Raw genomic sequence first — 11,986 nt, 5'->3', positions numbered from 1 at the left:
GACCTTGTCGAGACTCTGCACGAGAGGCTGTGCGTCGTCAGTCGGCGTCCTCGGGCTGATGTTCGAGGATGTGGGCGCGGACGCGGACGGCGCGGATGCCGAGCTGGGTTTCGTGGAGGAAGGTGGCGAACCCGAGCCCGGTCGAAATCATCGCGGCGATGAACAGCAGCGCGACTGCCTTGCCGAAATGCAGACCAGTGAGCTGGCTGCCGAACAGCAGGATGACGACGAGGCAGATCAACACCGCCGCGCTGACCGAAAGGAAGACGGCGGTGTTCACTACACGGATGCGGCGGTCGAGAATGTGGAGTTCGGCGATGATCCGATCATGTTCCTTGCCGCGGCTGACGAGCAGCCTGGGCTCGAGCGCGCGGGCGCGATCGACGATGCGGGCGAGGCGGCCGACGCAGACATTGAGGAAGGCGCCGATGCCGGCGAGCAGGAACACCGGTGCGACCGCCGACTGGATGACCTGCGCGACCTCGGCGTTGCTGGTCGTTAGGTCGGTGAGGCCGGGGAGCATCAGCCTTTCGCCAGCAGTTTCTTGATGCCGCGCGCGGCCTGGCGGAGGCGCTGTTCGTTTTCGACGAGCGCGATGCGGACGAACCCTTCGCCTTCCTCGCCGAAGCCCACGCCCGGCGCGACGGCGACCTTGGCTTCGGTCAGCAGGCGCTTCGAGAATTCCATGCTGCCGAGCGCGCGATATTGTTCGGGGATCGGGGCCCAGGCGAACATGCTGGCCTGGGGAACGGGGATGTCCCAGCCGGCGCTGGCAAAGCTTTTGACGAGCACGTCGCGGCGCTTTTTGTACAGCGCGCGATTTTCGGCGATGATGTCCTGCGGGCCGTTCAATGCGGCGGTCGCGGCGGCCTGAATCGGGGTGAAGGCGCCATAGTCGAGGTAGGATTTGACCCGGGCGAGCGCACCGATGAGCCGGGCGTTGCCGACCGCGAAGCCGATCCGCCAGCCGGCCATGCTGTAGGTTTTCGACATCGACGTGAACTCGACCGCGACTTCCCTGGCGCCGTCGACCTGGAGGATCGACGGGGTCGGCTCGTCGCCGAAGTAGATTTCGGCGTAGGCGAGGTCGGAAATGACGACGAGTTCATGCGCGCGGGCAAAGGCGACGAGCTTTTCGTAGAACGGCAGGTCGGCGACGTAAGCGGTCGGGTTTGACGGGTAGCCAACGACGAGCACCTTAGGCCGCGGCACGGTGTAGCGCATCGCCATCTCGAGCCGGACGAAGAAGTCGGGGCCGGGCGCGGCGGGTATCGAGCGGATCGCGGCGCCGGCGATGATGAAGCCGAAAGTGTGGATCGGGTAGGACGGGTTGGGGGCGAGGACGACGTCGCCCGGCGCGGTGATCGCCTGCGCGAGGTTGGCGAGGCCTTCCTTGCTGCCCAGCGTGACGATGACCTCGCTGTCAGGGTCGAGATCGACGTTCCAGCGGCGCTTGTAATAGGCGGCCTGGGCCTTGCGCAGGCCGGGAATGCCTTTCGAGGCGGAGTAGCGGTGGGCGGTCGGCTTCGACGCGACTTCGCACAGCTTGTCGATAACGTGCTTGGGCGGGGCGCCATCGGGGTTGCCCATGCCGAGGTCGACGATGTCCTCGCCGCGCGCGCGCTCCGCCGCCTTCATCGCGTTGACTTCGGCGAAGACATAGGGAGGGAGGCGGCGGATGCGGTAGAATTCGTCCATGGGATCCTGTTTGGCGGATTTTGCTGCGCTGCGAAAGAGCGATGGTCAGCGTTCCGAATAGCCGGGGAGCTTGAGGCCCGTGGTAATGGCGAGTGCCCGGAGCGCGAACGCCGCGATGAAGGCGATCGCGGCGGCCGGGAGGGCGGGGAGGCCGACGACGTGGAGCAGGACGAACAGCGCCGAGGATAAAGCGGCGGCGGTGACGTAAATTTCGGGGCGCATCAGGATCGACGGGTCGCCGGCGAGCACGTCGCGAATGATGCCGCCGGCGCAGGCGGTCAGCACGCCCATCGCAAAGGCGGGGACCGGCGCGACCTCGAACGCCAGCGCCTTCGACGCGCCGTAGGTCGAGTAAGCCGCGAGGCCGAGTGCGTCGAACCACAGGATCGCGCGCTCATTCCAGCGATGGCGCGCGGTGAACCAAACCGCGAACCCGGCGGCGAGGCAGATGCCGAGCGTCGCGTTGCGGTGAACACACCATCCTGACAGTTGCATCCGCAGTTTTCTGAGGTTTTTGTTGCCGGCTGGCCCCTACGTTTGCGGAACGCCTAACTTTGTGTGGAGCCGTGGTTCGTTCCGTTTTTTTGCGGTATGTGAGCCGAGGAGGACTTGGTATGCTGATGAACTTCGAGGTTAGCCGTTCTCAGGATGGGGTGGTACTGGAAGCAATGGGCGAAACCGCCTGTCTGGCAACACCAACTGAAATCAGAATAGCGGTTGAGCGCATCCGTGAAAAACTGGACTTGGCTGCTGCGGTTGCTGAAAAACGACTGCTGGCCGTTCAATCAGGTAAGACTTAAGCCTAGTACCAAAGATAGAATGTGCTTGCTGGGGGACCTGAAGATGTGGAAACGTTTCACTCCATTACAATGGCTATGGATAGCAGCATGCGCGGCCTTTGCGGTCGTGCAAAGCCTCCCGCCCTTTAATAAAGATGGCCAGATTACCTTCGCGACCATTGGTTCAGCTGTAGGAGGTGGCCTGTTTGGTGCGATCACTGCTTCTATAAATCGGCGACGCAAGAAGGGCGACCAATCTACCGATTAAAGAGGGCGTTGCCGCTTTAGTTCAGGGCCTTCATCTGCACACGTCATCTTGAACGATCGCGCTTCCTGCCACCCACAGTCCATCAAATCGGGGCGCTGGATCATTAGAGCGGTGCGCTAGATAAGTGTCTAGAAACGATACTTTTTCTTCTTTTAGGTGTGACGAGGCCTGTGGACCCAAAACACCGGGGCGCCGATCAGCAGGTCACGCACGGTGCCGCCGCCGACCCCGGTGACGACCGCGAAGAACAGGAAGGTGACGAGCGTCTGGCGCTTCTCGGCGGCGAGCAGCGCGCCCGAAATGGCGAACACCGCCAGCCCGAAATAGTCGAGCAGGTAGAGCGCGTCAGGCAGCGACGGGGTCGGGAGCACCGGGGTCATGACTCACCGTAGCGCGATCCATGCTAGAGTTCGACCAAGAGGTGAGCCGATGACCGATAAAGCCGATTCGACGACTGCGGCCGATGCTTCGCCGGGAACGATTCCGGGTCTCGAGGACTGGCAGCACTGGACCTTGGTCACGGGCCGCGCACAGCAGATGCTGATGGAGGCGTGGGCCGACGGGCTGGTCAAGGAGGGCGGGATCGCCAAGCCGCTGGCCGACCCGCTGCCGATGCTGACCGCGGGGGCCGAGGCGTGGTCGAAGGGGCTTGAGGTGTGGGGCCAGATGCTGACCGGGTTCGCCGAGGCGGGCGAGGCGAAGGACCGGCGGTTCGGGGCGGCGGAGTGGCGTGACAATCCGCTGTTCGACACGATTCGCCAGTCGTATCTGGCGATTTCGGACCAGCTGCTCGGGTCAGTCGACAAGATCGAGGGGCTCGACGAGGCGGCGCGGCACCGGCTGCGGTTCGCGACGAAGAGCTTCGTCGAGGCGATGAGCCCGGCCAACTTCGCGCTGACCAACCCCGAGGTGATGCACCGCACGATCGAGACCCGCGGCGACAATCTTCTCAACGGGCTCAGCAACATGCTTGGCGACATCAAGGCCGGGCAAATGAGCCAGAGCAAGGCCGGGGCATTCGAGGTCGGACGCAATCTGGCGATGACGCCAGGCAAGGTGATCTACGAGACACGATTGTTCCAGCTGATCCATTATGCGCCGACGACCGAGAAGGTGCTCGAGACGCCGCTGGTCGTGTTCCCGCCGTGGATCAACCGCTTCTACATCCTCGACCTTACGCCCGAGAAAAGTTTCGTGCGGTGGACCGTCGAGCAGGGCGTTTCGCTGTTCATGGTCAGCTGGAAATCGGCCGACGAGAGCATCGCCGACGTGACCCTCGACGATTATGTCGCAGCGCAGACCGAGGTGGTCGACGTGATCCGCGAGCAGCTTGGCGTGAGCAAGGTTCACACCATCGGCTATTGCGTGGCGGGGACGACGCTGGCGGCGACGCTGGCGCTGCTGGCGGCGCGGGGCGAGGCGGACAAGGTCGCGTCGGCCACTTTCTTCACCGCGCAGGTCGATTTCGAGAAGGCCGGCGACCTGACTTTGTTCCTTGGCGACGAGGTGATGGAACTGCTTGGCCAGCTGACGACCGAAAGCGGGGTGCTCGACGGGCGCTACATGGCTGCGACGTTCAACCTGCTGCGCGGGCGCGACCTGATCTGGAACTATGTCGTCAATAATTACCTGATGGGGCAGGAGCCGACGCCGTTCGACCTGCTCCACTGGAACGGCGACACGACCAATTTGCCGGCGGGGTGGCACCGCAATTATCTCGAGACGCTTTATCGGCAGAATTTGCTGGTAAAGCCGGGCGTGATCGTCGTCGACGGGACGCCGATAGACCTCAAGAAAATCGAGACCCCGGCCTATATTCAGGCCGGACGCGAGGACCATATCGCGCCGCCCGAGAGCGTGTGGCGGATGATGGGCCTGCTCGCCGGACCGAAGCGGTTCGTGCTCGCCGGGTCGGGGCATATCGCCGGCGTGGTCAATCCGCCTGCCGCCGGGAAGTATCAGTACTGGATCAACGACGCGTCGCCGGCGAGCTTTGACGAGTATGTCGCCGGGGCGACCGAGCATAAGGGCAGTTGGTGGCCCGACTGGATCGAGTGGCTGCGCGGGCGGGCGGCGGGGACGGTCAAGGCCGACGGCGCGCGTGTGCCCGGCGCGGGCAAATACAAGGCGATCGAGGATGCGCCGGGGCGCTACGTGAAGTCGCGCTAGCCCGGGATTTCTGCTTAAATGATCCCGCCGCCGAGCATCAGGCGGAGGATGCCGACGACGATCACGAACAGGTTGAGGTTGCGGCCGGTCTTCGATGCGCTCGCCGCGCCGACAATCGTGCCGACGAGCGCGAGCGGGATGATCAGCCAGTTCATCCAGCCGAGCAGCGGAATGAAGGCGACTAGCGCGAACAGGAAGGCGACGAGCCCGATGATCAGCGAGACGAGGTTCAGCATTCGCCGAGCATGACCGCTTCGCCTTCCTTCGGCAAGCGGTCGCGGCGCGCAGCGGTGACCAGCGCGATGACGTAGAGCACGAGCGCGGTCCAGATCGCGGCGAAGGCGATGGCATGGGCGCGGGTGAACGGTTCTCCGTAGAGGAAGACGGCGAGCAGGAACTGGAGCGTCGGGGCGAGGAACTGGAGCATACCGAGCGTCGAATAGGGCAGGCGCCGGGCGGCCCCGGCGAAGAGCAGCAGCGGGATGGTCGAAATAATGCCGCTCAAACCGATGAGCAGGCTGACGTGGGAAGTTGGCGCCAGCAGTGGGGCACCGGGGACGTGAGTCAGGAGCAGAAAGGTGAGGGCGGCGGGGAGCAGGAAGCCGGTCTCGATAGCGAGGCCGGTGAGCGCGTCGGCGGCGACGATCTTGCGGACGAGGCCGTAGCTTGCGAAGCTCGCGCAGAGGGTGAGGCTGATCCACAATTGGCCGAGCGCGCCGGCGGCGAGGACCGCGATCCCTGCCGCGGCGATGGCGACCGCGACCCACTGCAGTCGCGAGACTTTTTCCTTGAGGAAGAAGCGGCCGAGCAGGATGTTGGCGAGCGGATTGAGGTAATAGCCGAGGCTGCCGGCGAGGATGTGACCGTTGTTGACAGCGTAGACGTAGAACAGCCAGTTGACTGCGATGAGTAGCGCACTGAGCGCGAGCAGGCCGCGCACGCGCGGGTTGGCGAGCGCCGTGCGCACGGCCGGCCAGCCGCGCACCGCGCTGACGAGGACGGCGAGAACGAGCACGGACCAGACGACGCGCTGGGCGACGATTGCGATCGGCTCGACCGACTTCACCAGCTTGAAGTAGATCGGGAGGAAGCCCCAATAGGAATAGGCGCCGATGCCGAGCAGGAAGCCGAGGCGTTCGGGATGATCGATACGGGTCTGGGACGAGGGTGTGTTCACCCGGTGGGGCGCTAAGGCGGGACAAGGCGAAGTCAATCCTTGTGGTGACCGGCGTGTTTGTTGAAACTGTCATCGGTGCCTGACACGGTGTAGGCAGGTGCCGTCTACCCGGAAGGAATCATTCGTGCCGCGTTCCTTTCTTGCCGTGTCCCTGATCGCACTGGCGCTGGCCGGTTGCGTGACTAAGCCCAGGCCACCGAGCCACCTCGGGGCGACCGTCACCGTCGCGCCGCCGAGCAAGGCCGATGTATGGCAACGCGTTGCCAGCGCCGCCGACGCGGCACGGATCGCGCGGATCGGGTCGGCGTGGAGCGAGGGGCTGGCTGAGGCGCGAAGCCGCGGATTTGGCGATGAGGTTAAGAAGGAAGCACTGCTGCTCAGGTCCGGCGCGGCGTTGGCGCGACCAGCGCCGACTCCGGGAAGCTATTCGTGTCGCATGGTCGAGATCGGCAGCACGCCGAAGAAGAAAGTCGCGTTCGAGCGGTTCAAGCCGTTCTTCTGTTATGTCGAGGTCGAGGGCGAGCTTCTGACGATCGTCAAGCAGACCGGCAGCCAGCGTCCGGCGGGGCGGCTGTGGGAGGACGATGTCGCCAGCCGGCTGGTCTATCTCGGGAGTCTTGCACTGGGCGAAGAGGACCAGCCCAAGGCCTATGGCGAGGATCCCGCACGCGATATGGCGGGGGTAGTCGAGCGGGTCGCGCCATTCGTGTGGCGGCTGGTCATCCCGTATCCGCGAAATGGAGCGAAGCTCGACGTGTTCGAGCTGACGCCGGTGACCGAACAGCCCAAGTGACGGTTAGCCAAGTGACGGCTAGCATAGGCGATCCGCACGAGGTCAGGGCGCACCTCGTCGCGGCGGCGTCGGCGGGGCATGCGCTGACCTATTCGGAGCTGCTCGAGCTGCTCGGCCATGGCTTTTCGCGACCCAGGATGCGGGCGCTGTGCGTGACGCTCGGCGTGGTCGATCGAGCGTCGGCGGAACGGGGCGAGCCCGCACTGGCGGTGCTGGTCGTGCGCCAGTCGGACGGGCTGCCGGGGCAGGGCTGGTGGGTAGCCGGCGGGGCGAGCGATCATGATTATGTCGGGCCGTGGGAAGGGCCGCGGGCGGCGGCGCTGGTCGAGCGGCTGCAGCGCGTGGCGTTCGCCTATTGGGCCGGGCGCTCGCCTTGACGGGCGACCTCGGCTAAGCGCCCGGGGATGACCGAACGCACATTCACCGTCGCCGAGGATGACGACGGCATCCGCCTCGACCGCTGGTTCAAACGGCACTTGCCCGACACGAGTTTCAATACCGTGTCGCGCTGGGCGCGGACCGGGCAATTGCGCGTGGACGGCAAGCGCGCGGCGCCGGGCGACCGCGTCGAGACCGGGCAAGTCTTGCGCGTGCCGCCGCCCGAAGCCGCGCCGGCCGAGGGCAAGCGCGTCGCGCGGCCGGTGGTGCTGCTGACCGAGGAGGAGGAAAGCTTCGTCCGCGAGATGGTGATCGAGAAGACGCGCGACGCCTATGTGCTGAACAAGCCGCCGGGGCTGGCGACGCAGGGCGGGACCAAGACCCACCAGCATCTCGACCGGCTGCTCGACGGGCTGGCCAACGAGGAGGGGCAGCGGCCCAAGCTGGTCCATCGCCTCGACAAGGATACGTCGGGGGTGCTGCTGGTGGCGCGGTCGGCGCGGGCGGCGGGGCATTTCGCCAAGACCTTTTCAAGCCGGACGGCGCGCAAGGTCTATTGGGCGCTGGTGATCGGGGTGCCTTCGCCGGAAGAAGGGATGATCGACGCGCCGCTGGCCAAGCAGCCGGGGTCGGGCGGCGAGAAGATGCATGTCGACGAGGAAAATGGCCAGGCGTCGAAGACCCGTTTCCGGACGATCGACATCGCCGGCAATCGCGCGGCGTGGGTCGAATTGCAGCCGTTGACCGGGCGGACCCACCAGCTGCGCGCGCACATGGCGGCGATCGGGCATCCGATTGTCGGCGATGCGAAATATGGCGGGGCGGACGCATTCCTGACCGGCGGGGTCAGCCGCAAGATGCACTTGCACGCGCGGCGGCTGCGGGTCGACGGGCTCGACGGCAAGCCGATCGACGTGACCGCCGAACTGCCGGCGCATTTCGCCGAGAGCCTGGGCATGCTCGGGTTCGAGGCAATGGCGGGCGACATGATGCCGATCGATACGCCCGACCCGGCGAAGTCGACCGAGGTCAAGATGAAGCGCGTCGCGGCGGCGGCGAAAACCGCGCGCAAGGCCCGTAAGGGCGAGCGGCGCTCCCGTGGTGCCGCGCCCGTCGGCAAGCCATCAGGAAAGCCGCCGAGCAAGGGCGGTAAGCCGGTCGCCCGCAAGCCGGCCCGGAAGCCGCGCTAAATGCATCCCGATCGCGTGTTCCGCTGGGACCATGAGCCGGCGATGCTGGCCGCCGGGGTCGAGCGGAGCGGGGCAGGCGAGCTGGCGGCGCTGATGCGGGGCGCGCAATGACCCGGCTGGCGATCTTCGATTGCGACGGAACATTGGTCGATAGCGGGGCGACGATTTATACGGCGCTGAAGACCAGCCTTGAGGCGCATGGCCGCGCGGCGCCGCCTGCCCGCGAGGCGCGGCGGGTGGTTGGGCTGAGCCTGTTCGAGGCGATGGCGATGCTGGTCCCGGATGCGGCCGGGAACGAGCTCGAAGCGTTGGCGGAGACCTATCGACTGGCGTTCCAGCGGCTGCGCTTGGCGGGCGAGGTCGAGGAGCCGTTGTTCGATGGAATCGCCGAACTGATCGAGGCGCTGGCGGGTGACGGCTGGGCGCTGGCGGTGGCGACGGGGAAGTCGGATCGGGGCTTGCGCCATTGCCTTGAAACCCACGGACTGCATGGGCGGTTCGTTTCGCTGCAGACCGCCGATAGCCACCCGTCGAAGCCGCATCCGGCGATGGCGCTGGCGGCGATGGCGGAGGCCGGGGCCGAGGCGGCGCAGACGGTGATGATCGGCGATACGGCATGGGACATGGGCTGTGCGCGCGGCGCGGGGATCGGCGCGATCGGGGTCGGCTGGGGCTATCATGAAGCGGACGAATTGCTCGCCGGGGGCGCGCAGGTCGTCGCCGAGGAGCCGGCCGATGTGCTCGGGCTGGCGCGAACGTTGGTGAGGAGGGCGGCATGAGCAAAGTCAGCGAAGCGGAGTGGAAGCGGCGGTTCGCGCTGTTCGCGCTGGTCCGGTTGGGCGGCGTGGCGACGGTGATGCTTGGCATTGCCGTGGCGTTGACCGGGCTGGTCCGGCCGGGCGGGATGCCCGCGCTTGGCGCCGTGCTTGGATTGGTCGGGGTAGTCGAGGCGATCTTCCTGCCGCGGCTGGTGCGCAAGCGGTGGGAGCGCGAATGAAGCGGTTCTGGACGGCGGCGCGGGCGGTCGAGGCGGAAGACGGCTGGGGAGTCGAACTCGACGGACGCCCGCTCAAGACGCCGTCGCGGGTGGCGCTGGTGGTGCCGATGCGGGATTTGGCCGAGGCGATTGCGGCGGAATGGTCGGGAGCGGGGGAGGCGGTCGATCCGCGCGCGATGCCGCTGACCGGGCTCGCCAATGCGGCGGTCGACCGGGTTGCGCCCGATCCCGTGACGTTCTCGGGAGGGCTGGCGAAATATGCCGAGGCGGACCTGTTCTGCTATCGCGCGGCGGGGCCGGCGAAGCTCGTCCAGCGGCAGGCGGCACAGTGGGACCCGCTGCTGGCGTGGGCGCGGCGGCGGTTTGAGGCCGACTTCGTGGTGACCGACGCAATCGTCCATATCGGGCAGCCGGCGGCGACGGTGGCGCGTCTCGGCCAGGCGGTGGCGGCGCTCGATGCCTATCGGCTGGCGGCGCTGTCGCCGCTGGTGACGATCGGCGGTTCGCTGGTTGCGGCGCTGGCGGTGGTCGAGGAGGCGATGCCGCTGGACACGATCTGGGAAGCGGTCAGTCTCGACGAACGGTGGCAGATCGAGCAGTGGGGCGACGATGACGAGGCGGTGGCATCGCTCGCCAATCGCCGGACGGATTTCGAGGCCGCGGCGCGGTTTCTGTCGCTGCTGGGTTAGCGCTGGGCGACGAGATCGCGGACGAAGGCGACGAGGCCAGCCTGGCGCCAGCGCTTCAATCGCTCGGCGGCAAGGATCGCGCGGACGTCGGCGAGGCAGGTCGCCGGATCCTCGTTGACCAGGACATAATCATATTCGGCCCAGTGGCTGATCTCGCCCGCGGCGCGGCTCATCCGGCTGGCGATGATCTCGGCGCTGTCGGTGCCGCGGTCGCGCAGGCGGCGCTCGAGTTCGACCATCGACGGAGGGAGGATGAAGACGCGGACGAGGTCCTCGCCCATCGCCGCGTGAAGTTGCTGGGTGCCCTGCCAGTCGATGTCGAAGAGGACGTCGCGGCCGGCCTTCAGCGCGGCCTTGATCGGGGTCTGGGGCGAGCCGTAATGGTGGTCGAACACCGGCGCCCATTCGGCGAATTCGCCCTCTTCGACCATGCGCTTGAAATCGACTTCGCTGACAAAATGATAGTCGCGGCCCTCGACTTCGCCGGGGCGAATCGGGCGGGTGGTAGCAGAAACCGACATGGTCACGTCGCGGTCGGCGTCGAGCAGCATCCGGCTGATGGTCGATTTGCCCGCTCCGGAGGGCGATGACAGGACGATCAGCAGGCCGCGTCGCTTGCGGCCGATCGCCTGATTCTGGTCGAGGTCCATGACCGCTGTTGCCGCGCCCGTGTCAGCACGTCAAGAAGGCTTTTGCTGCAGTGCAACAATTTTCTTGCAACCCTTTGACGACTCGCGTATTGTGCACCGCAACATAGGAGTTGACTAATGAGTGAAGTTTCAACCGCCGTCGAAGGCGCAGTCGATACGGCGACCAGGAATGTTACCGATGCAGTAGCCGCCAACGCGACGGCCCCCATCAAGGCCGACACGACGGCCGCTCTTGTCACCAAGCCGATTGCGGCGAAGTCGGCCCCGCTGGCGGTAAAGGCCGCCGCCAAGCCGCGCATTGCCCGCATCAAGACCCCGGCGACTGCGGTCGTCGAGGCAGTCCGCAAGGTCAATCGCAAGGCGAGCGCAACCGTCGCCAAGCGCAAATATGTTCGCAAGGTTGCGTCGCCGATCAACGCCGCCGCCGTCAAGCCGCTCGCGGCCCCCACTTCGAACACTTATTTTCAAGGAACCAAGACCATGACCGATGCCACCAACTTCTTCGCCGGTTTCACCCAGTTGCCGGGCGCCGATCAATTTCAGACCCTGTTCGCCGATGCCGGCGAGAAGAGCCAGGAAGCCGTTCGCAAGAGCCAGGCATTCGCCGGGCAGCTGACCGAAGCCGCCAAGGCCAACCTGGAAGCGGTCGTCGAGGCGAGCCGCATCGCCACCGCCGGCGCGCGTGACCTCGGCACCGAGATCGTCGCCACGACCAAGTCGAGCGTCGAGCAGACCACCGCCGCGGTAAAGACGCTGACCGAAGCCAAGTCGCCGACCGAGTTTTTCCAGCTGCAGTCGGAAATGGTCCGCGCCTCGTTCGACCGCATGGTCGCCGACGGTTCGAAGTTCACCGAGCAGCTGGTCAAGCTTACCGGTGAAGCGGTGCAGCCGCTGTCGAGCCGCGCCAGCGTCAACGCCGAGAAGTTCAGCGAGCTGACGGCGTAACAAGAGCCTGATCGTTCGAGGCAGAAGCGCGTCGCGCTCCTGTCGAGAGCGTGAATGACGGTCTCGTCGAATACCAAGATTGGCTGACCTTCTCTCCTCGGTCAGTCATCAGCGGCCGCTCCCCCTGTATCTGGGGAGCGGCCGTTTCCGTTTTTTTGGCACTGTGGCAATGGTTTTCCGTTTAAAGGGGTGCGCGCGTCACTCTCGCCTTGCAGCAGGATCAACCATTGCCATATTCGTCGTGATGATGAGC

Annotated in this window: 15 protein-coding genes and 1 pseudogene; 9 read left to right on the top strand and 7 right to left on the bottom strand. The window is 65.9% G+C overall.

Annotated features, from left to right (window positions below; all coding sequences use genetic code 11):
* Nucleotides 1–37: 37 nt before the first annotated feature.
* The 3 genes from Q0R27_RS13290 to Q0R27_RS13280 are packed head-to-tail and all read right to left on the bottom strand — an operon-like array spanning nucleotide 38 to nucleotide 2,193.
* Nucleotides 38–523 (bottom strand): DUF2721 domain-containing protein, encoded by a 486-nt coding sequence (locus Q0R27_RS13290; protein ID WP_293945741.1) that lies wholly within the window; start codon nucleotides 521–523, stop codon nucleotides 38–40.
* On the bottom strand, nucleotides 523–1,698 hold the full coding sequence (locus Q0R27_RS13285; RefSeq protein ID WP_293945740.1) for an LL-diaminopimelate aminotransferase: 1,176 nt from the start codon (nucleotides 1,696–1,698) through the stop codon (nucleotides 523–525). The genes Q0R27_RS13290 and Q0R27_RS13285 overlap by 1 nt, the downstream gene beginning before the upstream one ends.
* A gap of 45 nt (nucleotides 1,699–1,743) precedes the next feature.
* Nucleotides 1,744–2,193, bottom strand: a complete 450-nt coding sequence (locus Q0R27_RS13280) for a TRIC cation channel family protein (protein ID WP_366080396.1) — start codon at nucleotides 2,191–2,193, stop codon at nucleotides 1,744–1,746.
* Nucleotides 2,194–2,312: 119 nt separating this feature from the next.
* Between Q0R27_RS13280 and Q0R27_RS13275 the strand changes: the two genes are divergently transcribed.
* Nucleotides 2,313–2,498: a hypothetical protein gene (locus tag Q0R27_RS13275; RefSeq protein ID WP_293945739.1), complete on the top strand. Its 186-nt coding sequence runs from the start codon at nucleotides 2,313–2,315 to the stop codon at nucleotides 2,496–2,498.
* Between the two features lie 417 nt (nucleotides 2,499–2,915).
* On the opposite strand, the pseudogene Q0R27_RS13270 reads toward Q0R27_RS13275, so the two are convergent.
* Nucleotides 2,916–3,125 (bottom strand): annotated as a pseudogene (locus tag Q0R27_RS13270) (TRIC cation channel family protein); the annotation flags it as partial.
* Between the two features lie 49 nt (nucleotides 3,126–3,174).
* Here Q0R27_RS13270 and phaC point away from each other — a divergent pair.
* Nucleotides 3,175–4,914, top strand: a complete 1,740-nt coding sequence (gene phaC, locus Q0R27_RS13265; protein WP_293945738.1) for a class I poly(R)-hydroxyalkanoic acid synthase — start codon at nucleotides 3,175–3,177, stop codon at nucleotides 4,912–4,914.
* A gap of 14 nt (nucleotides 4,915–4,928) precedes the next feature.
* Here phaC and Q0R27_RS13260 read toward each other — a convergent pair whose 3' ends face one another.
* Together Q0R27_RS13260 and rarD are read right to left on the bottom strand one after the other, a co-directional pair.
* Nucleotides 4,929–5,150, bottom strand: coding sequence for a hypothetical protein (locus Q0R27_RS13260; protein WP_293945737.1), 222 nt, complete (start codon nucleotides 5,148–5,150; stop codon nucleotides 4,929–4,931).
* Complete coding sequence (gene rarD / locus Q0R27_RS13255) at nucleotides 5,144–6,091, bottom strand: EamA family transporter RarD (RefSeq protein ID WP_293945736.1); 948 nt, start codon at nucleotides 6,089–6,091, stop codon at nucleotides 5,144–5,146. The genes Q0R27_RS13260 and rarD overlap by 7 nt, the downstream gene beginning before the upstream one ends.
* Nucleotides 6,092–6,215: 124 nt before the next feature.
* Between rarD and Q0R27_RS13250 the strand changes: the two genes are divergently transcribed.
* From Q0R27_RS13250 to Q0R27_RS13225, 6 genes are all read left to right on the top strand, one after another.
* Nucleotides 6,216–6,884, top strand: coding sequence for a DUF4893 domain-containing protein (locus tag Q0R27_RS13250; RefSeq protein WP_293945735.1), 669 nt, complete (start codon nucleotides 6,216–6,218; stop codon nucleotides 6,882–6,884).
* Nucleotides 6,885–6,895: 11 nt separating this feature from the next.
* A complete protein-coding gene (locus Q0R27_RS13245) occupies nucleotides 6,896–7,261 on the top strand; it encodes a ribose-phosphate pyrophosphokinase (protein WP_293945734.1) in 366 nt (121 codons plus the stop codon).
* Between the two features lie 27 nt (nucleotides 7,262–7,288).
* The gene (locus tag Q0R27_RS13240) at nucleotides 7,289–8,452 is read left to right on the top strand and encodes an RluA family pseudouridine synthase (protein ID WP_293945733.1); all 1,164 of its coding nucleotides are present in this window, start codon (nucleotides 7,289–7,291) and stop codon (nucleotides 8,450–8,452) included.
* 107 nt (nucleotides 8,453–8,559) lie between these two features.
* Nucleotides 8,560–9,231 (top strand): HAD-IA family hydrolase, encoded by a 672-nt coding sequence (locus Q0R27_RS13235; RefSeq protein ID WP_293945732.1) that lies wholly within the window; start codon nucleotides 8,560–8,562, stop codon nucleotides 9,229–9,231.
* Nucleotides 9,228–9,449, top strand: coding sequence for a hypothetical protein (locus Q0R27_RS13230; RefSeq protein ID WP_293945731.1), 222 nt, complete (start codon nucleotides 9,228–9,230; stop codon nucleotides 9,447–9,449). The genes Q0R27_RS13235 and Q0R27_RS13230 overlap by 4 nt, the downstream gene beginning before the upstream one ends.
* A complete protein-coding gene (locus Q0R27_RS13225) occupies nucleotides 9,446–10,138 on the top strand; it encodes an ATP12 family protein (RefSeq protein WP_293945729.1) in 693 nt (230 codons plus the stop codon). The genes Q0R27_RS13230 and Q0R27_RS13225 overlap by 4 nt, the downstream gene beginning before the upstream one ends.
* Here Q0R27_RS13225 and gmk read toward each other — a convergent pair.
* Nucleotides 10,135–10,788, bottom strand: coding sequence for a guanylate kinase (gmk, locus tag Q0R27_RS13220; protein ID WP_293945727.1), 654 nt, complete (start codon nucleotides 10,786–10,788; stop codon nucleotides 10,135–10,137). The genes Q0R27_RS13225 and gmk overlap by 4 nt on opposite strands.
* 117 nt (nucleotides 10,789–10,905) lie before the next feature.
* Between gmk and phaP the strand changes: the two genes are divergently transcribed.
* Nucleotides 10,906–11,733 (top strand): TIGR01841 family phasin, encoded by an 828-nt coding sequence (gene phaP, locus Q0R27_RS13215; protein WP_293945725.1) that lies wholly within the window; start codon nucleotides 10,906–10,908, stop codon nucleotides 11,731–11,733.
* Nucleotides 11,734–11,986 lie beyond the last annotated feature (253 nt).

It is taken from the genome of Sphingomonas sp. (genome assembly GCF_025362505.1).
Taxonomy (GTDB): Bacteria; Pseudomonadota; Alphaproteobacteria; order Sphingomonadales; family Sphingomonadaceae; genus Sphingomicrobium.
Note: the sequence above shows the minus strand (reverse complement) of the source record. Positions and strands in the feature narration are given on the sequence as shown.